The 25,409-nt window shown below is 72.8% G+C and carries 18 protein-coding genes; 4 read left to right on the forward strand and 14 right to left on the reverse strand.

All coding sequences use genetic code 11. The annotated features are described in order from the left end of the window. Positions 1-24: 24 nt before the first annotated feature. The 5 genes from ACWCWD_RS17405 to ACWCWD_RS17425 form a co-directional block, all read right to left on the reverse strand. Positions 25-1,941, reverse strand: a complete 1,917-nt coding sequence (locus tag ACWCWD_RS17405) for a hypothetical protein (RefSeq protein ID WP_450773678.1) — start codon at positions 1,939-1,941, stop codon at positions 25-27. Positions 1,942-2,215: 274 nt separating this feature from the next. Beyond that, positions 2,216-3,205 carry a malate dehydrogenase gene (locus ACWCWD_RS17410; RefSeq protein WP_450773679.1) on the reverse strand — a complete coding sequence of 330 codons (990 nt, stop codon included), beginning with the start codon at positions 3,203-3,205 and terminating at the stop codon, positions 2,216-2,218. Between the two features lie 309 nt (positions 3,206-3,514). Beyond that, positions 3,515-4,033, reverse strand: coding sequence for a hypothetical protein (locus tag ACWCWD_RS17415; RefSeq protein WP_450773680.1), 519 nt, complete (start codon positions 4,031-4,033; stop codon positions 3,515-3,517). Positions 4,034-4,456: 423 nt separating this feature from the next. Then, entirely contained in the window at positions 4,457-5,140 is a 684-nt protein-coding gene (locus ACWCWD_RS17420) for a DUF3017 domain-containing protein (RefSeq protein WP_450773681.1), read from the reverse strand. A 36-nt stretch (positions 5,141-5,176) separates the two neighbouring features. Then, the gene (locus ACWCWD_RS17425; RefSeq protein WP_450773682.1) at positions 5,177-6,055 is read right to left on the reverse strand and encodes a bifunctional methylenetetrahydrofolate dehydrogenase/methenyltetrahydrofolate cyclohydrolase; all 879 of its coding nucleotides are present in this window, start codon (positions 6,053-6,055) and stop codon (positions 5,177-5,179) included. A 229-nt stretch (positions 6,056-6,284) separates the two neighbouring features. Here ACWCWD_RS17425 and ACWCWD_RS17430 point away from each other — a divergent pair, with 229 nt between their 5' ends. Continuing rightward, positions 6,285-6,935, forward strand: coding sequence for an RDD family protein (locus tag ACWCWD_RS17430; protein ID WP_450773683.1), 651 nt, complete (start codon positions 6,285-6,287; stop codon positions 6,933-6,935). Positions 6,936-7,055: 120 nt separating this feature from the next. Here the strand turns inward: ACWCWD_RS17430 and ACWCWD_RS17435 are convergent, their stop codons facing one another. The 3 genes from ACWCWD_RS17435 to purN form a co-directional block, all read right to left on the reverse strand. Further along, complete coding sequence (locus ACWCWD_RS17435) at positions 7,056-8,645, reverse strand: DUF2079 domain-containing protein (protein ID WP_450773684.1); 1,590 nt, start codon at positions 8,643-8,645, stop codon at positions 7,056-7,058. A 245-nt stretch (positions 8,646-8,890) separates the two neighbouring features. Next, positions 8,891-10,444, reverse strand: a complete 1,554-nt coding sequence (purH, locus tag ACWCWD_RS17440; protein ID WP_450773685.1) for a bifunctional phosphoribosylaminoimidazolecarboxamide formyltransferase/IMP cyclohydrolase — start codon at positions 10,442-10,444, stop codon at positions 8,891-8,893. Beyond that, positions 10,431-11,102, reverse strand: coding sequence for a phosphoribosylglycinamide formyltransferase (gene purN, locus ACWCWD_RS17445; protein WP_450773686.1), 672 nt, complete (start codon positions 11,100-11,102; stop codon positions 10,431-10,433). Before purN ends, purH begins: the two co-directional genes overlap by 14 nt. A 256-nt stretch (positions 11,103-11,358) precedes the next feature. On the opposite strand from purN, the gene ACWCWD_RS17450 reads away from it, so the two are divergent. Both ACWCWD_RS17450 and ACWCWD_RS17455 read left to right on the forward strand, forming a co-directional pair. Continuing rightward, complete coding sequence (locus ACWCWD_RS17450) at positions 11,359-12,498, forward strand: hypothetical protein (RefSeq protein WP_450773687.1); 1,140 nt, start codon at positions 11,359-11,361, stop codon at positions 12,496-12,498. Between the two features lie 651 nt (positions 12,499-13,149). Then, positions 13,150-14,166 (forward strand): glycoside hydrolase family 11 protein, encoded by a 1,017-nt coding sequence (locus tag ACWCWD_RS17455; protein ID WP_450773688.1) that lies wholly within the window; start codon positions 13,150-13,152, stop codon positions 14,164-14,166. A gap of 150 nt (positions 14,167-14,316) precedes the next feature. Here ACWCWD_RS17455 and ACWCWD_RS17460 read toward each other — a convergent pair whose 3' ends face one another. Next, entirely contained in the window at positions 14,317-16,323 is a 2,007-nt protein-coding gene (locus ACWCWD_RS17460) for a cell division protein PerM (RefSeq protein ID WP_450773689.1), read from the reverse strand. A 108-nt stretch (positions 16,324-16,431) separates the two neighbouring features. On the opposite strand from ACWCWD_RS17460, the gene ACWCWD_RS17465 reads away from it, so the two are divergent. Beyond that, complete coding sequence (locus ACWCWD_RS17465) at positions 16,432-17,721, forward strand: helix-turn-helix domain-containing protein (RefSeq protein ID WP_450773690.1); 1,290 nt, start codon at positions 16,432-16,434, stop codon at positions 17,719-17,721. Between the two features lie 141 nt (positions 17,722-17,862). On the opposite strand, the gene sucD is transcribed toward ACWCWD_RS17465, so the two are convergent. The 5 genes from sucD to ACWCWD_RS17490 all read right to left on the reverse strand — a co-directional run bounded on the left by sucD (position 17,863) and on the right by ACWCWD_RS17490 (position 25,382). Continuing rightward, the gene (gene sucD / locus ACWCWD_RS17470) at positions 17,863-18,747 is read right to left on the reverse strand and encodes a succinate--CoA ligase subunit alpha (RefSeq protein WP_266708217.1); all 885 of its coding nucleotides are present in this window, start codon (positions 18,745-18,747) and stop codon (positions 17,863-17,865) included. Positions 18,748-18,766: 19 nt separating this feature from the next. Next, positions 18,767-19,948 carry an ADP-forming succinate--CoA ligase subunit beta gene (gene sucC / locus ACWCWD_RS17475; protein WP_450773691.1) on the reverse strand — a complete coding sequence of 394 codons (1,182 nt, stop codon included), beginning with the start codon at positions 19,946-19,948 and terminating at the stop codon, positions 18,767-18,769. A gap of 416 nt (positions 19,949-20,364) precedes the next feature. Beyond that, complete coding sequence (locus tag ACWCWD_RS17480) at positions 20,365-21,642, reverse strand: VWA domain-containing protein (protein WP_450773692.1); 1,278 nt, start codon at positions 21,640-21,642, stop codon at positions 20,365-20,367. A 6-nt stretch (positions 21,643-21,648) separates the two neighbouring features. After that, positions 21,649-24,123 carry a DUF5682 family protein gene (locus tag ACWCWD_RS17485; RefSeq protein ID WP_450773693.1) on the reverse strand — a complete coding sequence of 825 codons (2,475 nt, stop codon included), beginning with the start codon at positions 24,121-24,123 and terminating at the stop codon, positions 21,649-21,651. Next, positions 24,120-25,382 (reverse strand): ATP-binding protein, encoded by a 1,263-nt coding sequence (locus ACWCWD_RS17490; protein WP_450773694.1) that lies wholly within the window; start codon positions 25,380-25,382, stop codon positions 24,120-24,122. The genes ACWCWD_RS17485 and ACWCWD_RS17490 overlap by 4 nt, the downstream gene beginning before the upstream one ends. Positions 25,383-25,409: the final 27 nt, after the last annotated feature.

The raw sequence follows: 25,409 nt of genomic DNA on the forward strand, positions 1-25,409 counted from the left end.
TGATGTCCCTCCGGTGGTGCTGGGTCACTGGTCTCTCGGGCCCTGCGCGGGGCCGAACGGCGAAGAGGGCGAAGACGGCGGGGACGAGGGCCCCGAGCCCGGACCTCGTTGCGGCGGAGTGCCCGAGGAGCCCCGGGGCCCCGGTGAGCCGGGGGCGCCGCCGCCGCGCCGCTCCGCGCGCAGCCGGTTGCTGGTGATGGTGTTGTTGTCGCCGACGCCGATGGCGCTGTCGGTCGCGGACTCGATGAAGACTCCGCCCGCGCCGATGTGGACGATCTTCTGCTCGAACTCGTCGGTCTGCCAGCCGGCTTCGCGCAGCGCGAGGCGCACCCCGCCGGTCACCCGGTCCTCGATGCTCTTGAGGTACCGGTCGATGTCCATCTCCTGGAAGAGCGTGGCCCGGGTGTCCGAGGCCAGCTCCCGGACCGACAGCGCGGGCCCCTCGGGGAGGGCGCCGCCATGGCCTTCGGTGAGCTGCTTCCCGCTGCCCACCCCGCCCCTGCCGAGGGTGATCAGCGAGCCCATCAGGGAGCCCGGCACCCGGGTGACCGCCCAGTACGCCTTGCCGAACCAGCTGTTGTTGCGGTGCTGGTGGGCGATCTGGTCCAGCTCCCGGAAGAACGGCAGCAGCGGCTTCAGGATGTGCGGGGCGACCTCCAGCATCAGCATCCCGCCCTGGGTGTGGACCCGGACGAAGACGGTGACCACGACTTCCTCGCCCCAGCCGCCGACCCTGATCCGCAGGAAGTGCCTGCGGCTCTCGCCGCCCTCCTCCACGGCGGCCAGCCGGTGCGTCTCGAACCCCTCCGGCCCGTACGGCGCGTCCTGCCGCCTGGGCAGCCCGCGTACGGGAAGGAACACGCACTCGTCCACCTGGAGTTCGCGCAGCCGGTCGCGGACGGCGGCGGCGGCCTGCGGCGAGCCGTGCGGGGACGGCACCCGGAGTCCTTCGAGCAGGGGCACGATCCGGCGGAGGATCGCGGCGTTGTCGATGGGCTCGGCCTTGGCGTCGGTGCGCGGCCGGAGTTCGACCGAGAGGTTCCAGGCGCGGCGGGTGTCCCCGCTCCCGCAGAACGGATCGTCCTCGTTGTACATGATCAGCGGGGAGCTCTGCTCCACGCGGATGCGGTCGCGGAGCCAACGGAACCGCCCGCCCGCGTACCGTTCGGCCGGGTCGGCGGAGAGGTCGGCGAAACGCCGCGGGGAGAGTTCGGCGCCCATCACCCGGGAGAACTGGCCGCGTTGGAGGCCCACCAGGGCGGCGAGTCCGGCGAAGGCCAGCAGGCAGAGCCAGGGCACGGAGGTGGGCATCCCGTCGGAGAGCCCGCCCACCAGGGACGGCCCCAGGGCGAACACGCCGGGGAGGCTGTCGAGGAAGCCGTCACCCGAGTCGTAGGTGCCGTAGCCGTCGTAGGAGTTGTAGGAGTCGTACGAGTCGCCGCTGTCGAGGAATCCGACGGTGCCGCCCAGCACCGTCACGAGGACGGTGAGCACGAACAGGCCCAGGATGAAACGGGCGTACCAGCGGACGATCAGGGCCGGGACGACGCGGTAGACGGGCGGTTCGGCGTCGGCGCCCCGGATCAGCCGCGCGACACCGAGCCAGAAGGCCGAGACGGCGAGGATGCCGAAGAAGCCCCGGGTGACGACGACGGCCAGCACCCAGAACGCCAGCGTGCCCGCCGCCCACTGGAGTTGGGTCTTACGGGCCCACAGGGCGTGGGCCAGCACGCGGGCCGCGTCGAACCCGGCGGAGGGGGCGACGATCCGGTTCTCCTGGACGTACAGGTGGTCGATCACCGCGTCCCGGAAGCCCTCGTGGTGGTGGACTCCGGCGCAGAGCAGCCGGCACGCCTCGCTGCCCGCGGGGTGAACGGGCGGCCTGCCACCCGGTTCGTCCCCGCCGTGCGGTTCCTGCGGCGGCACGGAGGTTACGGTCACCGGCACCCTTTCGGAGGAGCAACCCGGCTCGTTCGCACAGGAGTTGCATGGGAAAGGACGCCAATGTAGCGGCAGCGGAGCGGTGACGCGAGGCGATTGTGCGCCAGGGGCGGCGCCGCGCACGCAACCTTCACGCCGCGCGCCGCATCCCCCGCCCTCCGGCACGCGCCGGAAGGCGCCCGAACACGCCGGAGCGCCCGCACGGCTGGTGCCGTACGGGCGCTCCGGGGTGGTACTGACCGGTCGGGCTGCCGGGCTGTGGGCAGCCCCGGGATCAGATCAGGCCGAGCTCGCGGACCGCGTCGCGCTCCTCGACGAGCTCCGCGACCGACGCGTCGATGCGCGCGCGGGAGAACTCGTTGATGTCCAGGCCCTGGACGATCTCGTACGAGCCGTCCTTCGTGGTGACCGGGAAGGAGGAGATGATGCCCTCGGGGACGCCGTAGGAGCCGTCCGACGGGATGCCCATCGAGGTCCAGTTGCCCTCGGCGGTGCCGTTGACCCAGGTGAACACGTGGTCGATGGCGGCGTTGGCGGCCGAGGCGGCGGAGGACGCGCCACGGGCCTCGATGATCGCCGCGCCGCGCTTGGCGACGGTCGGGATGAAGGTGTCGGCCAGCCACACCTCGTCGTTGACGACCTCGGCGGCGTTCTTGCCGGCGATCTCCGCGTGGAAGATGTCCGGGTACTGGGTGGCCGAGTGGTTGCCCCAGATCGTCAGCTTCTTGATGTCGGAGACGGCGGCACCGGTCTTGGCGGCCAGCTGCGAGATCGCGCGGTTGTGGTCGAGGCGGGTCATCGCGGTGAAACGCTCGGCCGGGACGTCCGGAGCGGCGGCCTGCGCGATGAGCGCGTTGGTGTTGGCCGGGTTGCCGACGACGAGGACCTTGATGTCGTCCGCGGCGTTGTCGTTGATGGCCTTGCCCTGGGGCTTGAAGATGCCACCGTTGGCGGAGAGCAGGTCGCCGCGCTCCATGCCCTTGGTGCGCGGGCGGGCGCCGACGAGCAGCGCGACGTTGGCGCCGTTGAACGCGGCGTTGGCGTCGTCCGTGATCTCGATGCCGCGCAGCAGCGGGAAGGCGCAGTCGTCGAGCTCCATCGCGGTGCCCTCGGCGGCCTTGAGACCCTGCGGGATCTCCAGGAGACGCAGGTTGACCGGCACGTCCGGGCCGAGCAGGTGGCCGGAGGCGATGCGGAAGAGCAGCGCGTAGCCGATCTGGCCGGCCGCGCCGGTCACGGTGACATTCACGGGAGTGCGGGTCATGGCGATCTCCGTTAGACAGCTGGCGGTGGGGGCTCATGGCCCCTGGAGCTGGACATCTCCTGAATCTTGATGTGAAGAGATATCCGTCGGTCAGGCTATCCGACCCGGGCCGCGCCGACTGCCCACCCCCCTGTGTCACGGCCCACAGACTCCCCGTACCGATGGCCGGCGGGCGGTGCCGTGCGGTCCAGCGGGAGGGGGCTCGCGTGCGCGCTCTTCAAGGTCGTTGCCCGCCGCGCAGACGATCGTTGCCCGAAGCTCTTCTCGGCGAAGGGGTGTCACGGACCCTGCCGGGAGGCCGCCGACCGGTCACCACACGTCGATGGACCAGACGTCGCCCCTCCGATGCCCGGCCGGATCCGGGTCGCCCGACCCGTACGGGTCGGGGTCGGTGACGACGTGAATGCGGGCGGTGGACGCGGATACGCGGTAGCAGTCCATGTCTCCCGACGTGGCGTGCCGGTCGAGTTCGACCGTGTGGCCCAGGGCCAGGACGGCGGTCCGCAGTTCCTCGAAGGGGACTCGGGGTGCGAATGCTCCGTACTCCCGCGAGAGCGGCGGCGGCACGGTACGCGGGGACTGGTCGTACAGCAGCCGTTGGATCTTGACGCCGAAGCCGAAGCACGACATCTGCCCCTGCCGCCCCGGCCGGTCCGGCGAGAAGTTGATTTCCACGAGCCCGTAGTCCCGCCGCAGCAGGCCACCACCGGGAACGTCGAGGCATGCCGCCCCCAGGGCGGCTTCCCAGGCTCCCGGGTCGGCACCGAGACCGGCTCCCAGGACCTCACCGTGAACGGCGACGTGAGCGTAGAAGTCCGAAGCGGACACCCGCCAACTCCTTCAACCATGTGGACAGGGCACCACTCGCTGATCCCCGCACAGGGCAGGCGTACCAGCGACCGGCATCCGGTGATTTCGCGGCCTCGAAGACGGCACGGACGCCCCAGGGGCGGTCTCCCCACGGTGGCACGGCGGTGGCAGAGCGGTCACACGGTGCCGGAATGGTCACTTCCGTGCCACAGGCGGAGACCCTTCCTTGCCCCGCCTGGTCGTGTCCATGACTCTTGGAGCGGGCCGCGGACGGCGCTCGCGCAGCCGTCCGCCGGGGCCGCACCGCCCCGCCGCGCCCGCCCCGGGTGTCCGTCCCTGTCGGGGGAAGGGACGGACACCTCACGGGCACGCGCAAGCCGTCACGCGGGACAGCCTCACGGGCGAACGCGCGGGCCGTCACGCCGGCCACCTCACGGACCGTCAGCGGATCGTGAAGTGGACCGCGTCCTCCAGCACCGGGATGTCCAGCCACGGCTTCGGCTGCGCCATCAGCGCGAGCAGCACGATCAGCGTGCCCATCACCCCGTACGTGACCAGGTCGGTGAACCGGGACCGTACGGCCAGCATGCCGACCGAGGGGACCACCCAGCGCAGTACGGCCCCGACGAGCAGGGCCACACCGATCAGCAGGGACCCGATCCGGAACGCCTCGGCGAACGGGTCGGTGGCCACGAGCAGCAGCCCGAGGGCCGCCGTCACGAGCACCGTGAGCAGCGGCCACTGGCGGGCCGGTGCGGGGGCGTCGCCCGACGCCGCCCGGCCGCCGCCCTCGGGGCGGGCGGTGTCGTGGGTCAGCGAGAACCGCCAGGACCGCTGGGGCGCCTCCGTCTCCGTCTCCGGGTCCGTGGAGCCGTCCTGCGGTTCGGTGGAGGCCTCCTGCGGTTCCGTGGAGCCGTCCTGCGGTTCGGCACCCTCGGCAGAGGACTCGGCAGAGGACTCCGCAGCGGTCTCGGCGGGCTCCGCGGGCTCGGCAGAGGACTCCGCAGCGGGCTCGACGGCCTCCGCGGAGGGCTCGGCGGCGGGTTTCCCGGTGGGACCTCCGGCCGGTTCACCGCCTCCCGCGTCGCTGCGGGCGGGGTCGGCCGGGCTGGTAGCAGCAGCCATCGGTTTCCTTCCGGGCGCTGGTCGGTTGCGTCGGGGTCAGCCGGCTGCCTGGGCGTCCGCCTCGGCGGCGTCGCGCTCGGCGGCCTCGACGACGTTGACCAGCAGCTGCGCGCGGGTCATCGGGCCGACACCGCCCGGGTTCGGGGAGATCCAGTCGGCGACCTCGGCCACGCCCGGGTGGACGTCTCCGACGATCTTGCCGTTCTCGTCGCGGCTCACGCCGACGTCGAGCACGGCGGCGCCCGGCTTCACGTCCTCGGGCTTGATGATGTGGGCCACCCCGGCGGCGGCGACGATGATGTCGGCCTCCTTGAGGTGGGCGGAGAGGTCGCGGGTGCCGGTGTGGCACTGGGTGACCGTGGCGTTCTCGGACTTGCGGGTCAGCAGCAGCGGGATCGGGCGGCCGATCGTGACACCGCGGCCGACGACCACGACGTGCTTCCCGCTGATCTCGACGCCGTGGTGGCGGAGCAGCTGGACGACACCCTGCGGGGTGCAGGGCAGCGGGCCGGCCTCGTTGAGGACGAGACGGCCGAGGTTCATGGGGTGCAGCCCGTCGGCGTCCTTGGCCGGGTCCATCAGCTCCAGCACGCGGTTGGTGTCGATGCCCTTGGGGAGCGGGAGCTGGACGATGTAACCGGTGCACTCCGGGTTGGCGTTGAGCTCGCGTACGACGTCCTCGATCTCCTCCTGGGTGGCGGTGTCGGGGAGTTCGCGCTGGATCGAGCCGATGCCGACCTGCGCGCAGTCGCGGTGCTTGCCGTTGACGTACCACCGGCTGCCCGGGTCGTCCCCGACGAGCAGGGTGCCGAGGCCGGGCGTGATGCCCCGCTCCTTGAGAGCCGCCACGCGGACGGTCAGTTCGGACTTGATCGCGGCTGCGGTGGCCTTGCCATCGAGAATCTGGGCAGTCATGCCCCCATCCTCGCGGATGAACCCTCCCGCGTACCAATTCGGGTCCTGCGGTGGACGGCACGCGTTGCACTTGCGCAACACCTGTCACCCCGCTCTAGACAAAATGATGATCCGCTTATAACGATGAGCGGGCAGTGCCGCGGTGGGTTTGGGGGGCGGACCGCTGATGCATTGCCTCCTTCTTCCGTCGCGTCAACGTCCCTCGCGCACAGGTTGAAGGAACCACCCCATGAGCTTCGGCGAACCGACCAATCCCTACGGGCAGCAGCCCGGCCAGAACCAGCCCGGTCAGCCCGGTCAGCCCGGCTACGGCTACCCGCAGCAGCCTCCGCAGGGTGTTCCGCCGCAGGGCGGACCGCAGGGTTACGGCTACCCGCAGCAGCCGGGCCAGCCCTACGGTGTTCCCCCGCAGCAGCCCCCGTACGGCTACGCGCCGCAGCCCGGCTACGGCCCCGGCAGCGGTGGCCCCGAACTGGCCAACTGGGGCTGGCGGTTCCTCGCCACTCTCGTCGACGGCCTGGTCATCCTGGTGCCGTACATCGTCGTCATCATCGGTGGCGCGATGTCGAGCGGTGACTCCAGCGCCCTCGGCGGAATCCTGAGCATCGTCGGATTCCTCGGCGTGCTCGGCGTGATCATCTGGATGCTGATCCAGGAAGGCTCCACGGGCGCGACCATCGGCAAGCGGGCCGTGGGCATCAAGGTCCTGCGCGAGGCGGACGGCCGCCCGCTCGGCTTCGGCATGGCCCTCGTGCGGCGCATCGCCCACACGCTCGACTCGTTCGCCTGCTACCTCGGGTGGCTGTGGCCGCTCTGGGACTCGAAGAAGCAGACGTTCGCGGACAAGGTCTGCTCGACGGTCGTCGTCAAGGCGAAGTAGTCCCGGCAGTACCGGCCCCGGCCTCGGCCGCGGTGATCGTCACGCCCGCTCCGGAGGCCGTGCCCGCACTCGTGGGCACGGCCTCCGCGCGTTCCCCGTGGAGCCTCCCCGCCCGGGGGCTCAGCCGGTCGCGAGGGCCGGGGCCGGCGAGGTCCGCTCCACCACGACGAGGCCCCCCGCGCGCAGCTTGAGCCGGTACCTCGCCTCCGGGTGCAGCTGTTCCGCGTACGCCGCCGGGTCCTGGATGGAGCGGGCCCAGCCGGCGCCCACGTCGAAGGCGACGATGTCGGGTGCGGTGCCGGGGGCGCCGCCGATCCAGTAGACGGTCCGGTCGGCGGTGAGGTGCGCCATCAGGGTGATGTCGGTCTCGACGCGCACGCCCACCGGGATCGCCGCCATCGCCTCGCGCGCCGCGTCCGTCCCGGCGTCGGCGCGGTAGGTCTCCGGGCGCAGCAGCTCGCGCAGCGGCAGGTGCTGGGTCATCGCGAAGGCGATGCCCACGGTCACCGGAACGACGACGCCCGCGAAGGAGGCGAGCCAGGGCCTCGGTGACGTACGGCTGCGGCGGATGCCGTCCGCCATGGCGAGGAAGACGATCGGCATGAGGACGGCGCTGTAGTGCCAGACCATGCCCCAGTGGTTCTCGTCCCGGGAGAGCAGCCGCCAGCCGAGCGTGGGCAGCACGAGCAGCACCAGCGGTGAACGGAGCGCCATGAAGGCGGTGATGCCGAAGAGGAAGACCAGCATCTCGATCTTCACCGAGGAGTTGAACGCGCCGAGGACCACGTCGAGCGTGGAGACGTGCTGTTGGCCGTCGGTGTCGATCTTCTTCCAGTAGTCGTACGAACCCGCGCTGCTGGCCGCCGGTATGAGGACGAAGACGGTGAGCACGAAGGAGCAGACGCCGGTGACGGCGAGCAGCGCGCCCTGGAACCGCTGTCCGAGGACGAAGAGGACGAGCCCGACGGCGGCCACGGTGATGCCGAGGTCCTCCTTGACCAGGACCAGCGGCAGGGCCCAGAGGACGGCGGCCGTCCAGCGTTCGGTGAGCAGCGCCTGGCAGACGAGGGCGATCAGCGGGACGGCGAGGGCGATCTCGTGGAAGTCGGACTTCACCGCCTCCTGGAGCCCCCAGGAGAGCCCGTACGCGACCGCGACCCAGGGGCCGTAGCGGCCGCCGAGGACCTGCTGGACGGTCCGTCCCACGATGACGGCGGAGAGCGCGAAGAGGGCGGCCTGCGCCAGCAGCAGGGCGACGGCGGAGGGCCAGATCCAGTAGACCGGGACGAGCAGCGCCAGCGCCGGGGAGAAGTGGTCGCCGAGGATCAGGTAGCCGGGGCCCTTGATGTCGACGACCGGCGCGTGGAACCCGGCGTACGCCCGTATCTCCTGCTCGAAGATGCCGAGGTCCCAGGAGGGCGAGTGGAAGTGGGCGTACTGGAGGTACGAGTAGAGGAAGTACAGGGCGCAGAGGGCCGCGCCGACGATCAGGTACGGGCGCAGCGGAATGCGGCCGGGCGACGCCTCAGGGGCGGGCAGCGCCTCGGAGGCGGATGCGCCGAGGTCGGACTGATCGGGCTGATCGGGCTGCGGCTGGTCGTCCCCGTGCGGATCGGGGTTCGCGCCGCGTGCCTGCTGTGCCGGGACGGACCAGCTGCTTCCGGTACGGCCCCGCTCGTCGCCGCCCGGACCGAGCGCGGCTTTCCCCATCCGCAATGCATTCACCCACCGGTTCGCTTCGAGTCGTGCACGCGCACGCCGGGATCGCGCGGCCCGGCGCACCCCTTCGGACAAGCGATCCATTAGAACAGAGAGCCGGTGCCCCGGGGAGACCCCGGTTCCGTCCCGTTCACCGGCGGTCGCGGGCGGGTACGCGTGCGGCCCGCCGGGAAGTCCCGGCGGGCCGCACGGCCGTCACGCCCAGGTGCCGGAGCGCCTGGCCGCGTCACGCGTGATCAGTGGAAGAAGTGGCGCGTACCGGTGAAGTACATGGTCACGCCGGCCTTCTTCGCGGCCTCGACCACCAGCTCGTCGCGGACGGAACCGCCCGGCTGGGCCACGGCCTTGATCCCGGCGGCGGTCAGGATCTCCAGACCGTCGGGGAAGGGGAAGAAGGCGTCGGAGGCGGCGTACGAGCCCTGGGCCCGCTCGGCGCCCGCGCGCTCGACGGCGAGCTTGGCGGAGTCGACGCGGTTGACCTGGCCCATGCCGACGCCGACCGAGGCGCCGTCCTTGGCGAGCAGGATCGCGTTGGACTTGACCGCGCGGCTCGCCTTCCAGGCGAAGGCGAGGTCCTTCAGCTCGTCGGCGGAGAGCGCGTCACCGGTGGCGAGGGTCCAGTTGGTCGGGTCGTCGCCGTCGGCCTGGAGGCGGTCGGTGACCTGGAGCAGCGCGCCGCCGTCGATCGGCTTGACCTCGACCGGGGCGGTCGGGGCGCCCTCGCAGCGCAGCACGCGGATGTTCTTCTTGCGGGCGAGGACCTCGACCGCGCCGTCCTCGTACGCCGGGGCGACGATGACCTCGGTGAAGATCTCGGCGACCTGCTCGGCCATCTCGACGGTCACCGGGCGGTTGACGGCGATGACGCCGCCGAACGCGGAGAGCGGGTCGCAGGCGTGCGCCTTGCGGTGCGCCTCGGCCACGTCGTCGGCGATGGCGATGCCGCACGGGTTGGCGTGCTTGATGATCGCGACGCACGGCTCGGCGTGGTCGTACGCGGCCCGGCGCGCGGCGTCGGTGTCCGTGTAGTTGTTGTAGGACATCTCCTTGCCGTGCAGCTGCTCCGCCTCGGCGAGGCCGCCGCTGCCGGAGGTGTACAGGGCCGCGGGCTGGTGCGGGTTCTCGCCGTAGCGCAGCACGTTGGAGCGCTCGTACGTGGCACCGAAGAAGTCGGGGAAGCCGGAGTCGTCCGCGGCGGCGTAGTCGGCGGCGAACCAGGAGGCCACGGCCACGTCGTAGGCGGCGGTGTGCTGGAAGGCCTCGGCGGCGAGCCGCTTGCGGGCGGTCAGGTCGAAGCCGCCGGCCTTCACCGCGGCGAGGACGTCGGCGTACCGCTCGGGGCTGGTGACGACGGCCACGGACGGGTGGTTCTTGGCCGCGGCGCGGACCATCGACGGACCGCCGATGTCGATCTGCTCGACGCACTCGTCGTCGGAGGCGCCGGAGGCGACGGTCTCCTTGAACGGGTACAGGTTGACGACCACCAGGTCGAAGGGCTCCACGCCCAGCTCGGCGAGCTGCTCGCGGTGGGCGTCCAGGCGCAGGTCGGCGAGGATGCCGGCGTGCACGCGCGGGTGGAGGGTCTTCACGCGGCCGTCGAGGCACTCGGGGAAGCCGGTGAGCTCCTCGACCTTGGTGACCGGGACTCCGGCGGCGGCGATCTTTCCGGCGGTGGAGCCGGTCGAGACGAGCTCGACGCCCGCCTCGTGCAGACCGCGGGCGAGGTCTTCCAGCCCCGTCTTGTCGTAGACACTGACCAGGGCGCGGCGGATGGGCTTATTCACCGACATGACCGAGATGAACCTTTCGTCCCTCAATGCGATGGCCGTCACGGGCGATCCGCCCCACGGCCTCGACGAGCAGCTTGCGCTCGACTTCCTTGATGCGTTCATGGAGAGCTGCTTCGCCCTCCGGGGTGTCCTCTTCGGTCACCTCGACCACGCCCTGCGCGATGATCGGACCGGTGTCGACACCGTCGTCGACGAAGTGGACGGTGCACCCCGTGACCTTCACGCCGTACGCGAGCGCGTCACGCACTCCGTGGGCGCCGGGGAAGCTGGGGAGCAGGGCGGGGTGGGTGTTGACGAACCGGCCACCGAACGCGGCCAGGAACTCCTTGCCCACGATCTTCATGAAACCGGCCGAGACGACGAGATCCGGCCGGTGCGCGGCGGTGGCGGCGGCCAGCGCGGCGTCCCACTCCTGACGGGTGGCGTGGTCCTTCACCTTGCACACGAAGGTGGGGATGCCGGCACGCTCGGCACGCTCCAGGCCGACGATGCCCTCGCGGTCGGCACCGACCGCGACGACGCGTGCGCCGTACCCCTCGGGGTCGGCGTCGATGGCGTCGAGCAGGGCCTGGAGGTTCGTACCGGAACCGGAGACCAGGACGACCAGACGGGCCGGAGCAGCGGGACGGGCCGGAACGGCGGAGGTGGGCGAGGCCACGGACGGGCCCTTTCTCGCGTGGTGACGCGCCTGCGACGTGCGGGCGGATCTCTTGGTGCTGGACGAACTCTTTGTGCGGTCCTACGAAGGAAGATCACCCTCGGGTACGGGGGACCCTACGAACGGACCGGTCGTCGGCAACGATACCGGCACACCCTTCGGCCCCCACGGGACGGGGGCGTGGCCGGGAGGTAGCGTCAGGGGACGCGAACCGTCCGACGGGCGGAAACGACGAGATGGGGAAGACGTTCACCACATGCCGGACCGACGCCGCCGCACCGACTCCCGCCCTTTCCAGCCATCGCACCTTTCGCGCCTTCCGCGCCTTCCCCGCCTCTCACCGCTGACCGAGGGCGCCCCGACGGTGTCGCCGACCGCGCCGACCGCGCTCCTGCTGCGGGAGCGGCAGCCCGGTTCCACCGGTTCCACCGACGGCTCGGGTACGTCGGGCACCTCGGGAGCCCCGGGTACGTCGGACGCCCCGGGCGGGTCCGGCGGGCAGGGCGCCCCCGGCGCCGGCGGGCCCACCGACGACAACCCGTTCGCGGCGCCCCCGGAGGGGCGGCCCGACCAGCCCTGGCGCCCCCGCCACCCCTCGGCCCAGAGCGGCCGGGGCGACGGCACCGGCCCGGGCGACGGGAACGGCCCCGGCCCCTCGGACGGGCGCCCGGTCTGGGGCAGCCAGTGGAGCGACCGGCAGCCGGGCCGGGAGAACGGCGAGTTCGGCCGACGCCCCGGCGCGGGCGGCGGCCCGGAGCAGCCCGGAGGCGGCCGGGGCGGCATGCGGTGGGACCCCACCGACCCCGCCCAGCGCCGCGCCCGCTACGCGGTACTCAGCGGCATGTGGGCCTTCTTCTTCGTGCTGTTCGGCTTCCCGGAGATCGCCCTGCTGCTCGGCGCGCTCGGCACCTACTGGGCGATCAGCTCGCTGCGCGCGGACCCGAAGCCGCCGGCCCCGGCCGACGGTACGGCGAGTTCCGGCCGGACCGGAGCGACCCCCGACGCCGGAGCCCCGACGCCCGCCGGCGCCCCGGTCGGGCAGCCCGCGCCGGGTTCCGTACCGCCCGGTTCCGTGGCGCCGGGTTCCGTGGCGCCGGGTTCCGTGGCGCCGGGTTCCGTACCGCCCGGTTCCGTGGCGCCGGGTTCCGTGGCGCCGGGCGGACAGCCCGGACGGCCGGTGCCGGGGACCGGCGGCAAGCCGCAGACCACGGCGGCGGTCAGCGGCCTGGTGACCGCGCTGCTGGCGCTGGTGATGGTGGCCGGAACGTTCACGGTCGAGCTGGTCTACCGCGACTACTACACCTGCGTGGACGACGCCCTGACCCGTGCCAGCGCACTGGCCTGCAACGACCTCCTGCCCGACCCCCTCGAACCGGTCTTCGGCGTCAAGAACTGACCGTCGCGGACCGGCCTTCACCGGCTGACCGACCGACCGGCTCCGCGTACGGAACACGGCCCGGCTCCTGCCCCAGGAGCCGGGCCGTTCGCATGGGGCGGCCCAGGGGGCGAAATCCAGCCACGCCCCGGCGCGCCGAGCCGGGGCGCACCCCCCGCGAGCCGCACACCGCACACGACCACCGCCACCGCTCGGATACCCCCTCGGACGCATTCACCGAAACACCTTTGCGCGATCGAAAAACTTTCGAAATGTTTCGAATTCCTGACCCTTCCACGACCCTTTATCACTTCTCGGATCCAGAGATTCCCTAAACCCCGATCACGCAATCCCGGACGACACTCGCACTGAGCTGGGAGAACACCTTCCCCCATCTCTCCCGGTTCAAAAAAGTTTTTCGCGATGCGTGCCGAAACCATTGACACTCCAGAGCGCCGAATCAACACTGACGTCGCTGACAGACCTCACAGGCTGTCGATGTGAGGCACCCGCACGACCCGCCCCACCGGCTCCGGCCGCTTCAGGAACGCACCACCCAGCCGTGCCGGCCCCTACTCCGACACGACCCACCTCCTGACGCGTCCATGACACATCCGGTCCGGGGAGGTCTTCCGCCACCTGGCCTCCGGCCAGTCCGCACAAGGAGGAAGCATGTTCACGAAGGAAGGCACCACTCGTTCGAGGAGCCGCGGTCTCGGCCGCTTCCGGCTCCTCGGGCGGGCCTTCGCCCTGGCTGCGGCAGCGACCGCGCTGATCCTGCCGGGAACCGCCAACGCCGACACGACGATCAACACGAACCAGACCGGCACCAACAACGGCTATTACTACTCGTACTGGTCCGACGGTGGCGGATCGGTCTCCATGAACCTCGGCTCCGGCGGGAATTACAGCACCAACTGGAGCAATGTCGGCAACTTCGTCGCCGGCAAGGGATGGAGCAACGGCGGACGCCGCACGGTGAACTACACCGGCACCTTCAACCCGTCGGGCAATGCCTATCTGTCCCTTTACGGGTGGACCAGCAACCCGCTCGTCGAGTACTACGTCGTCGACAACTGGGGCACCTACCGGCCCACCGGGACCTTCAAGGGCACGGTGACCACCGACGGCGGCACGTACGACATCTACCAGACGACCCGGACCAACGCCCCGTCGATCGAGGGGGACAACAAGACGTTCCAGCAGTACTGGAGCGTCCGGCAGTCCAAGAGGACCGGCGGCGCCATCACCACCGGCAACCACTTCGACGCCTGGGCGAGCAAGGGCATGACCCTGGGTACGTTCAACCACTACATGGTGCTCGCCACCGAGGGCTACCAGAGCAGCGGTAACTCCAACATCACGCTCGACGGCACCGGCGGCAGCACCGGCGGCGGGAGCACCGGCGGTGGCGGCACGAGCAGCGGCTGCACCGCGACGCTCTCCGCCGGGGACAAGTGGAGCGACCGCTACAACCTCAACGTCTCGGTCAGCGGCTCCAGCAACTGGACCGTGACGATGAACGTGCCGTCGCCCGAGAAGGTCCTCTCCACCTGGAACATCGGCGCCAGCTACCCGAGCGCCCAACAGCTCGTCGCGAAACCGAACGGCAGCGGCAACAACTGGGGCGTGACGATCCAGGCCAACGGCTCCTGGACCTGGCCAACAGTCACCTGCACGGCGAGCTGACCGTACCGACCGCAGTACCCGTACCGACCGCAGTACCCGTACGGTCGGCGGTCCCCGGGCGGACGGCGGTCCTCCTGCGGACAGCCCCACCCGTACGGACAGCAGCACCGCACACCAGCAGTACCCGACCGGCGCGATGGCGCGGCAGCCTCAGGTTGCCGCGCCGTCCGCCGTCGGGCGCGTGTCCTCCCCCGGCCGGAGGGCCTCCGTCTCGGGCCGAGGGGCCTCCGTCTCGGGCCGGCTCGCGGGCTCCGACCTGGGCAGAAAGTCGTACTGCTCTCCACCCGGTTCGACGGGGACGGCGGGCCCCGCGACGGGCGAACCGGCAAGCACGGGACCCGCAGGGACGGGCGTACCGGCGGGCACGGGACCGCCCGGCACGGGACCGCCCGGCACGGGACCGGCAGTCGCGGCCGCATGGCGCTCCGGGGCTGCGGGAACCACCGCGTCCGTAGCCGCCTCCGCCGCCGCCGAGCGCGCGGATTCCGGCGGAGCAGGTGCCGGCCGGGCCGGGGCGGTCCCGGCGTCCGGCGCCTCGGACTTCCGCCGGGGGAGGAGCGGACTCCACCAGGCGCGGACGTCTCCCGCCCCCTCGTCCTCAGTCGGCCGCACGGACGGGTGAGCGGACGGTGCCCCGGTGGACACCCCGATGGATTCCCCGGTGGGTTCCTCGGGGCCCCGGTCCGGGGAGCCCGTCCCGGTCCGCCAGGAGCCGAGGCCGCGCGCCGACCATGCCCGCCGCTCCGGCACCGCGGCCGCCCCGGGCACCACCCTCGCCGCTCCCGCTCCCGCTCCCGCTCCCGTGAGCCCCGCCATCCGGGTGTCGTCGGCCGTCTCCCACCGCCAGCCCCAGGCCCGTTCCCGCAGGCGCCAGGTCCGCATCAGCAGCGCGAGGGGCACTCCGAGCACGACGGTCCAGATCGCGGCGGCGGCGCCGGTCAGCCACCAGACCGGGCCGAACTCGGCCAGTGCCCGGGTGCCCATCGGCCCGCCGGAGAGGGCGGCGAGGGCGGCCGTGCCCGCGCCGCAGCCGAGTGCGGCGAGCGCCGTGACCAGCGCGGTCTCCCCCGGACTCCAGGCGTCCTCGGGGGTTCCGCAGGACGGAGCCGCTCTCCGTACGGTGAACCAGGCGACGGCGACGGCCGCCATCAGCGGGACCACTCCGGTCGCTCCGTTCACCACCGTTCCGGGGCCCGGGTCCGGCAGGGCGGCCAGCAGCGGGAACCCGGGCAGCGCGGGGTCCCCGTGGAAACCGAGGGGGGCGACCGTGGCCGTCGTGCCGAGCGAGAAGCCGGGCCCGAGTCCGTACGACGCCGCCCACACCGCCGCGTTCGGCACCAGCGCCAGCGCGAGCAGCAGGACGGCGACCTGCCCGGACACCTCGTCGGCGAGCGCCAGGAACGATTCCTCTGTCGCGGTCCTGTTCCGTACGAGCCCGATCGCGACGAGCAGCGCGCCGCCGCCGAGCAGCACCGCGATCCCCGCCACCGCCGACCGGGTCGCCGCCTCGGCCCGGTCGCGGAAGAGGGTACGGGCCACCGCTTCCTGGACCCGCAGCGGCGCCCAGGACGGGGTGGCGCCCAACGGCCGGCCTGACGCCGTCCACACCCCGGCCGCCGCCGCGCCCGCCACGACGGCCACCAGGGGGAACGCCAACGTGGCCGAATCCACGCGGAGCGGAGCCGACCGTACGAAGGCCACCGCCCCCGCCACCACCAGCAGGTAGCCGGTCACCACCGCGCAGCAGACGGCGGCGGCCGACGGCGGCCGGTCCGCCATCGTGTCCACCGGGCCCACGGGGTCCGCCGCCTCCAGCGCGTCGCGGGCGGCCCGGTGCAGCAGCCACACGGGGAGCACCATCAGCAGCAGCGGGACGGTCGCCACCGGGGCGGGGATGTGGCTGAGGGTGTCCGTCCTGACGAGTTCGGCACCGTGCGAGAGCAGCCACAGGGCCGCCGCCGTGCGGACCGCCCGGCCGGGTCCGGCGTCGGAGTACGGCGAGCTGATCCACAGTCCCATCAGCAGGACGGTGAGCGTGCCGAGACCGAGTCCGGCCGCGATCGCTCCGCGCAGGAGTGCGGAGGCCAGGGCGGCGGCCCTGCCGCGTCCGGAGGACAACATCGGGCTGCGATCGGTCACTTGGGTCACGCCCGCCATGCTGCCAACGACACGCGCTGATTCCGTGTAACGGGCGAACGGGCGCCGTGTCGCCCAATATACGTTTATGTACTTTTTCACCCGGTGTAGTGCTACGGGGGTCCATCCGTGACGGAGAGTACGACCGACACCGCCGACGTCCCGCTGCCCTCCCCCAAGGAGCGGCGGCGGCTGCGTGAGGCGAAGTCACTGAGCGAGGAACAGGTGGCCTCCGCGGTCGGCGTCACCCCGGCCACCGTCCGGTCCTGGGAGTCCGGACGTACGGCCCCGCAAGGACGCAAACGCGCGGCGTACGCCCAGCTCATCGGGTACGCCGACCAGCGCCCCGCCCGCCGGGGCTCCTCGGCCCGGTCGCGCGGCCGCAGCCCGGAACCGGCCACGGCCACGGAGTCGGAGTCGGAGTCGGCCGAGGCGGTGACGGGCGGGTCCGCCCCGGCCACCGCTCCGGACGAGGCCGCGCCCGTACCCGATCCGCCCGATCCACCCGATCCACCCGATCCCGACGCGTCCGACGCGCTCGACACATCCGATACCTCCGATACCTCCGACACGTCCGACGTGCCCGACGTGCCTCCGGGGCCGACCCCGGAGGGGGCGTTCGACGCGCTCTACCAGCGGACCGCCCCCGGACTGGTCGGCCAGGCCTATCTGCTGACGGGGCGCCGGAACCTCTCCCAGGAGTCCGTGGAGCGCGCGTTCCACACGGCGTGGGAGCGGTGGCCGGAAGTCGCCGTGGACCGGGATCCGGCGGGGTGGGTGCGGGCCGCCGCTCACGAGTACGCGCTGTCGCCCTGGCACCGGGTGCGCCGCGCCCACCGCCATCCGGACGCGCCCCCCGCCGATCCGGAGCGGCGGGCGCTGCTGGAGGCGTTTCTCGCGCTGCCGCCGTCCTCCCGCCGGACGGTGCTGCTCTACGACGGGGTCGGGCTCGACCTGCCGGAGACGGCGGCCGAGACGGAGGCGAGCACTCCGGCCGCCGCCGGGCGGCTGGTCAACGCGCGGGCCACCCTCGCCGAGCGGCTGCCCGAACTGGCCGAGGCCCCGTCGTCCACGGAGCTCTCCGACCGGTTGCGCGAGCGGCTCCACTCCCTGGCCGCCCTCGAACCGCCGCCGGCCCTGCCCGCCCCGAAGGCCGTACGCGCCGGGAGCGAGCGCAAGGCCCAGCTCTGGACCAGGGCGGCCATCGCCTTCGCCGCCCTGCTCATCGGCGCGACCGCCTTCACCCTGCACACCGCGCCGACCCGGTACGAGGAACCCCTCTCCCCCGCCCAGCGCGTCGGGGGCGTACCCCCGCGCGGCGGCCCGCAGCACCTGACCGAGCAGGACCTGGAACTCCAGCAGTCACTCCGCGAGGAGCTCACCCACGGCCCGGAACGCCTGGTGCCACTGATCCACTGACGTCCGCCGGTCCACCGGCCCAACCGGCGGGGCCGTACGGAAACGGCGCGGGCCCGTACCCCTGGTGCCAGGGGTACGGGCCCGCGCCGTTGTGACGCGTTCACACGGGGTGCGGCGGCGGGGCCGTCGCGGTGACCGTGATCAGGCGCCGAGGATCTCGCGCGCCAGCTTGGCGGTCTCGGTCGGCGTCTTGCCGACCTTCACGCCGGCGGCCTCGAGGGCCTCCTTCTTCGCGGCGGCGGTGCCGGAGGAGCCGGAGACGATGGCGCCCGCGTGGCCCATGGTCTTGCCCTCGGGCGCGGTGAAGCCCGCGACGTAGCCGACGACCGGCTTCGTGACGTTCTTCGCGATGAAGTCGGCGGCACGCTCCTCGGCGTCGCCACCGATCTCACCGATCATGACGATGAGGTCGGTCTCGGGGTCCGCCTCGAACGCCGCGAGGGCGTCGATGTGCGTCGTACCGATGACCGGGTCGCCACCGATGCCGACGGCGGAGGAGAAGCCGATGTCACGGAGCTCGTACATCATCTGGTAGGTCAGCGTGCCGGACTTGGACACGAGACCGATGCGGCCGGGCTTGGTGATGTCGCCCGGGATGATGCCGGCGTTGGACTGGCCGGGGGTGATCAGACCCGGGCAGTTCGGGCCGATGATCCGGGTCTTGTTGCCCTTCGAGCCCGCGTACGCCCAGAAGGCGGCGGAGTCGTGGACGGCGATGCCCTCGGTGATGACGACGGCGAGGGGGATCTCGGCGTCGATCGCCTCGACGACGGCGGCCTTCGCGAAGGCCGGCGGCACGAAGAGCACGGACACGTCGGCGCCCGTCTTCTCCATCGCCTCGGCGACGGAGCCGAAGACCGGAACCTCGGTGCCGTCGAAGTCGACGGTCGTGCCGGCCTTGCGCGGGTTCACGCCACCGACGATGTTGGTGCCGTCGGCCAGCATGAGCTTGGTGTGCTTCATGCCCGTGGCGCCGGTCATCCCCTGGACGATGACCTTGCTGTCCTTGGTGAGGAAGATAGCCATGGTGTGGAGTCCCTCGTCCTTACTTCGCAGCCGCGGCGAGCTCGGCGGCCTTGTCGGCCGCGCCGTCCATGGTGTCCACGCGCTGGACCAGCGGGTGGTTGGCGTCGGAAAGGATCTTGCGACCCAGCTCCGCGTTGTTGCCGTCGAGACGCACGACGAGCGGCTTCTCGACCTTCTCGCCCTTGCTCTCCAGCAGCGCGAGCGCCTGGACGATGCCGTTGGCGACCTCGTCGCAGGCGGTGATGCCACCGAAGACGTTGACGAACACGGACTTGACGTCGGTGTCGCCGAGGATGATCTCCAGGCCGTTCGCCATGACCTCGGCGGAGGCGCCGCCACCAATGTCGAGGAAGTTGGCGGGCTTCACGTTGCCGTGGTTCTCACCGGCGTACGCGACGACGTCCAGGGTCGACATGACCAGACCGGCACCGTTACCGATGATGCCGACCTCGCCGTCGAGCTTGACGTAGTTGAGGTTCTTGGCCTTCGCGGCGGCTTCGAGGGGGTTGGCCGCGGCCTTGTCCTCGAGGGCCTCGTGGCCGGGCTGGCGGAAGTCGGCGTTCTCGTCGAGCGAGACCTTGCCGTCCAGGGCCAGGATGCGGCCGTCCTTGGTCTTCACCAGCGGGTTGACCTCGACGAGGAGCGCGTCCTCGGCGACGAAGGTCTTCCACAGGGTGACCAGAGCCTCGGCGACACCCTCGGCCACGTCGGCCGGGAACTTCGCCAGAGCGACGATCTCGCGGGCCTTGACGATGTCGACGCCGTCGACGGCGTTGACCGGGACCTTCGCGAGGGCCTCGGGGGTCTTCTCCGCGACCTCCTCGATGTCCATGCCGCCCTGCACCGAGGCCATGGCCAGGAAGGTGCGGTTGGTGCGGTCGAGGAGGTAGGAGACGTAGTACTCCGCCTCGATCTCCGGAGACAGCTCGGCGATCATCACCTTGTGGACCGTGTGGCCCTTGATGTCCATGCCGAGGATGTCGGTCGCCCGGGCGACTGCCTCGTCCGGGTTGGCGGCGAGCTTGACGCCACCGGCCTTGCCACGGCCTCCGACCTTGACCTGCGCCTTGACGACGGACTTGCCGCCCAGCCGCTCGGTCGCCTCGCGGGCTGCCTCAGGCGTGTCGATGACTTCACCGGCCAGCACCGGTACACCGTGCTTGGCGAAGAGGTCCCTCGCCTGGTACTCGAACAGGTCCACGCGCGTCCGTCCCTTTTAGTGGTCTCGCGGTTGGTTTGATGCGTGGGCGTGCCGCGAGGGGCAAACGTGACTGCGCTGTCACCAAGGAATGCGTACACGGAGTCCAGTACGCGGCATGTCCATCCGGCAGGTTATCCCCGCGCTCCGTCCGACCATAAATCGGAGATCCCGCACGAGCGGTGATTACGGTCACAGATGCCCCTGGTGACCGGGGTGCAGGGGACAAAACGGCACACCGCCGGGCCTGCGGGGGCGCTGGTCAGCGGGGGTTGCGGGGGAACGGGCGGGGCTGCGGCCCGGCGGGCGCCGGGCCAACCGCCGGATCGGTGAGAGATGAACCACCCGGGGAGCGAGCCGGGGAACCAGCCGAGGAACCACCCGCCCGGCTCGTGCGAAGGACACCCCCGGCCCCCGCCCTACCGCTCCGGGACCGGCAGGGGACGCTTCTCCAGGGCCGCCGCCATCACCTCGGGGAAGAGGTCCGGGGTGCAGGCGAAGGCGGGGACCCCGAGGGCGGCGAGCGCGGCCGCGTGGTCGCGGTCGTAGGCGGGCGCTCCCTCGTCCGAGAGCGCGAGCAGCGCCACGAACTCCACTCCGGACCGCTTCATCGCCGCGACCCGCCGGATCATCCCGTCGCGCATCCCGCCTTCGTAGAGGTCGCTGATCAGGACGACGACGGTGTCGGCGGGGCGGGTGAGGCGCGCCTGGCAGTAGGCGAGCGCCCGGTTGATGTCCGTACCGCCGCCGAGCCGGGTGCCGAAGAGCACGTCGACGGGGTCGTCCAGCTGGTCGGTGAGGTCGACCACGGCGGTGTCGAACACGATCAGCCGGGTGTCCAGCGAACGCATCGAGGCGAGAACCGCCCCGAAGACGGCCGCGTGGACGACGGAGGAGGCCATCGAACCGGACTGGTCGACGCAGAGGACGACCTCCTTGCGGACGGCACGGCCCGCCCGGCCGTAACCGATGAGCCGCTCCGGGACCACGGTGCCCGCGCCGAGCGCACCGCCCGTACCGCTGCCGTCCGCGCCGTCCTCGCCGCCCGTGACGTCCGAGCCCGGGAGCGGTACCCAGTGCCTGAGGTTGGCGCGGACGGTGCGGTTCCAGTCGATGTCGCGGTGGCGCGGACTGCCGGTCCGCGCGGACCGGTCGAGAGCGCCGGTGAGGGTTGCCCGGGTGTGGCCGGCCAGCCTCCTCTCCAGGTCGGCGACGACCTTGCGCACCACGGCGCGGGCCGTCTCCCGGGTCGTCTCCGGCATCGCGCCGCCGAGCTGGAGGAGGGTGCCGACGAGGTGGACGTCGGCCTCGACCGCGTCGAGCATCTCGGGTTCCAGCAGCAGGGCGGCGAGGCCGAGCCGCTCGATGGCGTCCCGCTGCATGACCTGGACGACCGGGGCGGGGAAGTACGTACGGATGTCGCCGAGCCAGCGGGCGGCGGCGGGAGCGGACGCGCCGAGTCCGGCCCCGCGTTCGCCGGGGCTCCGGGCGCCCGGGCTCTTCCCGCCGCCGTAGAGCGCGGTGAGAGTGCGGTCCATCGCCGCGTCCCGGCCCTCGGGAGCGTGGCCGGTGGACTCCGCGCTGTCGGAGCCCAGCACCAGCCGCCACCGCCTGGCCCGCTCGTCGCCGGGCGCCCGCGCGGGCCGGGGCTGTCGGGTCCCCGGGGCCCGTCCGGGTACGGGAACGTGTTCCGTCACGGTCGATCAACTCCTGTACACGGGAGGGCCGGGCGGGTTCGGTCCGGCTCGGCCCCGGTCGGTCGCGGCCGGTCGGTCGGTCTCGGTGTGCTCGAAGCGCGCCGGTACGCGTTCGGCGCCGAGGACGAGGCGGAGCACCGGGAGTACGGCGTCGGCGCGGGGCCCGTCCAGCTCCGGGCCGAAGCCGGGCAGCGCCGCCCCGGTGCCGGGCCCCCGGGCCCGCCCGGCTCCGGCCGGGCCCCGGCGGGCCAGCTCCCCCAAGGTGCGCCGGACTCCCGGTTCGTACGCGGAGAACGTACGGCGGAGCAGCGGCAGCACGTCCGTGAAGGCGTCCTCGGGTACGCCGGTCAGCCAGCCGTCCACGAGGGCGAAGAGGCGCTCGTCGTGCACGAGGAGCATCCCGCCGCCGGAAGCTCCCCCGACGAAGCCGTCGATCCACGCGGCGGCGTGCGGGGGCGGAGTGCCGGGCGAGAGGGCGAGGCCCATGAGCCGCGCCGCCTCGCCGTCCCCGAGCCGGCCCTCGTCCAGCAGCAGCCGGGTCGCGCGGCCCCGTACGGTCCCGGCGACCGTGTCCCGGGCCGACAGCTTGCCGAGCACCGCCGCCCAGCGGTCCCGGAGCCCGTGCGCGGGTCCGTCCGGGGGTGCCAGGAGGGCGATCGCGCCGTGCACCTCGTCCACCGCGCGGCGCATCGCCTCCGCGCCGTCGGTGTCCAGACCCGTGCAGGCGGCGGGCAGCCCGACGCAGATCCGTGCCGCCAGTCCGGCGGCGACCTCGCCGAGAGCGGCGGTGTCCGTGGCGCGTACGTCCCCGTACCGCAGCGAGCGGGCCAACGCGGGCAGGGCCTCGGCGAGATGGGAGACGTCCGCGTCGAGCGCGGCCCGGTCCGCCAGGGCCCGCATCACCACCGGCAGCGCGCCGGGCAGACCGGCGAGGAGGCAGTGTTCGGCGAGGGCGGTGACCTCGCCGAGGGTCGTCGCCAGAGCGGCCTCGGCCTCGGCCTTTGCGGTGGCGGCGGTGAGCACGGTGGTGCCCCAGGTGCCCGCCTCCGCGATCCGGACCGAGAGCTCCGGCTCCCAGCGCAGCCGCCAGGTCTCCCGGAAGGTGCCGGTGCTCCCCCGGCCCGCCACCGGCTCGCCCCAGTCCACGGCGAGGAGCCGCAGCCGGTGCAGCAGCAGGCTCCGCGCCGCGTCGCTCTCCCGGCGGAGGTCGAGCTCCACCTCACGGTCGGGCGGTTCCGGCTTCAGGCGCAGGGTGCGCTGCTGCCGGGTCAGGTCCCGCTGGAGCGGCACGGCCGGTGCGCCGTCCGGTACTTCGCCGAGCGCGGCGCCGACGACGAGTCCGTCGTGGACGAGCGCGAGGGGCACGTCGGACCCGTCGCACATGACGGCCCGGACCGCGTCGGTGGCCTCGGCGAGTCCGGCGAGCGGGCGCCCGCGCAGTGCCGCGAGCGTCCCGGCGAGCCGTACCGCCTCGATGACATGGGCCGGGGAGACGAACCGGTCCTCGTCCCGCAGCAGCCCCGCGACCTTCGTCATCCAGCGCTCGACGGGCCGGTCGGGGGCGCGGAAGAGGTGGGCGTACCAGCCGGGTGCCTCGATGCCGGCGCCGTATCCGCTGCGGCGGGCAAGCCGTCGGTGCGTCCAGGGCACCCAGGTCATGCCGGTCTTCACCCTGGGGAGTCCCTTCACCAGCGCGCGGTCGGCGGTGAGGGTCGTCCGGGCGGCGAGGGCGGGCACGTGCCAGGCGCCGCAGACGACCGCGACCTCGTCGCCGAACTCCTTCCGTGCCGCCCGGAGCTGGATACGCATGAACGCCTCGCGCACGGCGTCGCGGGGGTGCCCGCCGTCGCCGTACGTCTCGCGCAGCGCCGCCATCGCCCCGGCCAGCGCGGCGAACGGGGCGACGGGGTCGGCGCCGGGTACCGAGGGCCGGTGTTCGACCACGTCCTCCCACCATCGCTCGGGGTCGTCGTATCCGGCGGCTTCGGCCAGCAGCGCGATCGGGTCGGGCGGGGCGGGCGAGGTTTCCTCGTCCCCTTCGCCCTGGGCGGCCGCCGCGAGCGCCAGCGAGTGGGCGGCGGGCAGGTCGACGAAGCGGACGGCCGCACCGTGTGCGAGCGCCCAGCGGATCGCGACCCACTCCGGTGAGAACTCCGCCATCGGCCAGAACGAGGCCAGCCCCGGATCGTCCTCGGCGTGCGCGAGCAGCGCCACCGGGGGCCGCATCTCCGGGTCGGCGGCGAAGGCCAGCAACGCGTCGGCCTCCGGCGGCCCTTCGACCAGCACGGCACGCGGCTCCACCGCCTCCAGCGCGGCCAGCACCGCCCGCGCCGACCCCGGGCCGTGGTGCCGCACGCCCAGCAGCAGCGGCCCGGCGGCCCGGTCGGCCGGGGTCGTGCGCGCCGGGGTCGTGCGCGCCGGATCCAGGGTCGCGGCCGTTGCCGGGGTCCCGGGCGTGGGGGTCACCGGCGCCGGGGTCATGGCGCGACCTCGCGGCAGGCGCGGTAGAAGTCCTTCCAGCCGTCCCGTTCGCGCACGACCGTCTCCAGGTACTCCTGCCAGACGGCCCGGTCCGCCGCCGGGTCCCGGACGACCGCGCCGAGGATTCCGGCGGCCACGTCGCCCGGGCGCAGGGTGCCGTCGCCGAAGTGGGCGGCGAGCGCGAGGCCGTGGGTGACGACGGAGATCGCCTCGGCGGTGGAGAGCGTCCCCGAGGGGGACTTGACCCGGGTGCGGCCGTCCGTGGTGACTCCGTCGCGGAGTTCCCGGAAGACGGTGACGACGCGCCGGATCTCGGCCGTCCCCTCGGGGGCGGCCGGCAGGTCCAGGGCGCGGCCCAGCTGGTCGACGCGGCGCGAGACGATGTCCACCTCGTCCTCGGGCGTCGCCGGGAGCGGCAGCACGACGGTGTTGAAGCGGCGGCGGAGCGCGCTGGACAGCTCGTTGACGCCCCGGTCGCGGTCGTTGGCGGTGGCGATGAGGTTGAACCCCTGGACCGCCTGGACCTCCTGGCCCAGTTCGGGGACGGGCAGGGTCTTCTCCGAGAGGATCGTGATGAGCGAGTCCTGCACGTCGGCCGGGATGCGGGTCAGCTCCTCCACCCGGGCGGTACGCCCCTCCGCCATGGCGCGCATCACCGGGCCGGGCACCAGGGCCGCCCGGCTCGGACCGTGGGTGAGCAACTGCGCGTAGTTCCAGCCGTACCGGATCGCTTCCTCGGGCGTGCCCGCGGTGCCCTGGACGAGGAGCGTCGAGTCGCCGCTGACGGCCGCCGCGAGATGCTCGGAAACCCAGGTCTTGGCGGTCCCGGGCACCCCGAGGAGCAGCAGGGCGCGGTCGGTGGCGAGCGTGCTCACGGCGACCTCGACGAGCCGCCGCGGGCCCACGTACTTGGGGGTGATCACCGTGCCGTCCGGGAGTGTGCCGCCGAGCAGATAGGTGGCGACGGCCCACGGCGAGAGGCGCCAACGGGCAGGTCTGGGGCGGTCGTCGGCGGCGGCCAGCGCCTTGAGCTCGTCGGCGAAGGCGTCTTCGGCGTGCGGCCGGAGCGCCCGCACGCCCGCGCCGGCCGGCACCCCGCCCGGCAACGCGCCGTCCGGCAGCGCCCCGTCCGCCGGTGCACCGTCCACCGGCGCCCCCGCGGGAGCGTCGGTGCCCCGCCTTCCGCCGTCCGACGCGCCGCCCGGCACGGACGCGTGCCCGGTGGCCGCGGATTCCCCGGCCCGTTCGTACACGGTCATGGTTCCCCCTCCAGATCGCTCGGTCCG

This window comes from Streptomyces sp. NPDC001493, from assembly GCF_053597235.1.

What these genes read in the sequence shown, in the direction of transcription:
- ACWCWD_RS17410 (WP_450773679.1), bottom strand. Translation starts at nt 3,205, where the DNA reads ATGACCCGCACTCCCGTGAATGTCACCGTGACCGGCGCGGCCGGCCAG.
- ACWCWD_RS17420 (WP_450773681.1), bottom strand. Translation starts at nt 5,140, where the DNA reads ATGGCTGCTGCTACCAGCCCGGCCGACCCCGCCCGCAGCGACGCGGGA.
- ACWCWD_RS17425 (WP_450773682.1), bottom strand. Translation starts at nt 6,055, where the DNA reads ATGACTGCCCAGATTCTCGATGGCAAGGCCACCGCAGCCGCGATCAAG.
- ACWCWD_RS17430 (WP_450773683.1), top strand. Translation starts at nt 6,285, where the DNA reads ATGAGCTTCGGCGAACCGACCAATCCCTACGGGCAGCAGCCCGGCCAG.
- ACWCWD_RS17435 (WP_450773684.1), bottom strand. Translation starts at nt 8,645, where the DNA reads ATGGGGAAAGCCGCGCTCGGTCCGGGCGGCGACGAGCGGGGCCGTACC.
- purH (WP_450773685.1), bottom strand. Translation starts at nt 10,444, where the DNA reads ATGTCGGTGAATAAGCCCATCCGCCGCGCCCTGGTCAGTGTCTACGAC.
- ACWCWD_RS17450 (WP_450773687.1), top strand. Translation starts at nt 11,359, where the DNA reads ATGCCGGACCGACGCCGCCGCACCGACTCCCGCCCTTTCCAGCCATCG.
- ACWCWD_RS17455 (WP_450773688.1), top strand. Translation starts at nt 13,150, where the DNA reads ATGTTCACGAAGGAAGGCACCACTCGTTCGAGGAGCCGCGGTCTCGGC.
- ACWCWD_RS17460 (WP_450773689.1), bottom strand. Translation starts at nt 16,323, where the DNA reads ATGGCGGGCGTGACCCAAGTGACCGATCGCAGCCCGATGTTGTCCTCC.
- sucD (WP_266708217.1), bottom strand. Translation starts at nt 18,747, where the DNA reads ATGGCTATCTTCCTCACCAAGGACAGCAAGGTCATCGTCCAGGGGATG.
- ACWCWD_RS17485 (WP_450773693.1), bottom strand. Translation starts at nt 24,123, where the DNA reads ATGACCCCGGCGCCGGTGACCCCCACGCCCGGGACCCCGGCAACGGCC.
- ACWCWD_RS17490 (WP_450773694.1), bottom strand. Translation starts at nt 25,382, where the DNA reads ATGACCGTGTACGAACGGGCCGGGGAATCCGCGGCCACCGGGCACGCG.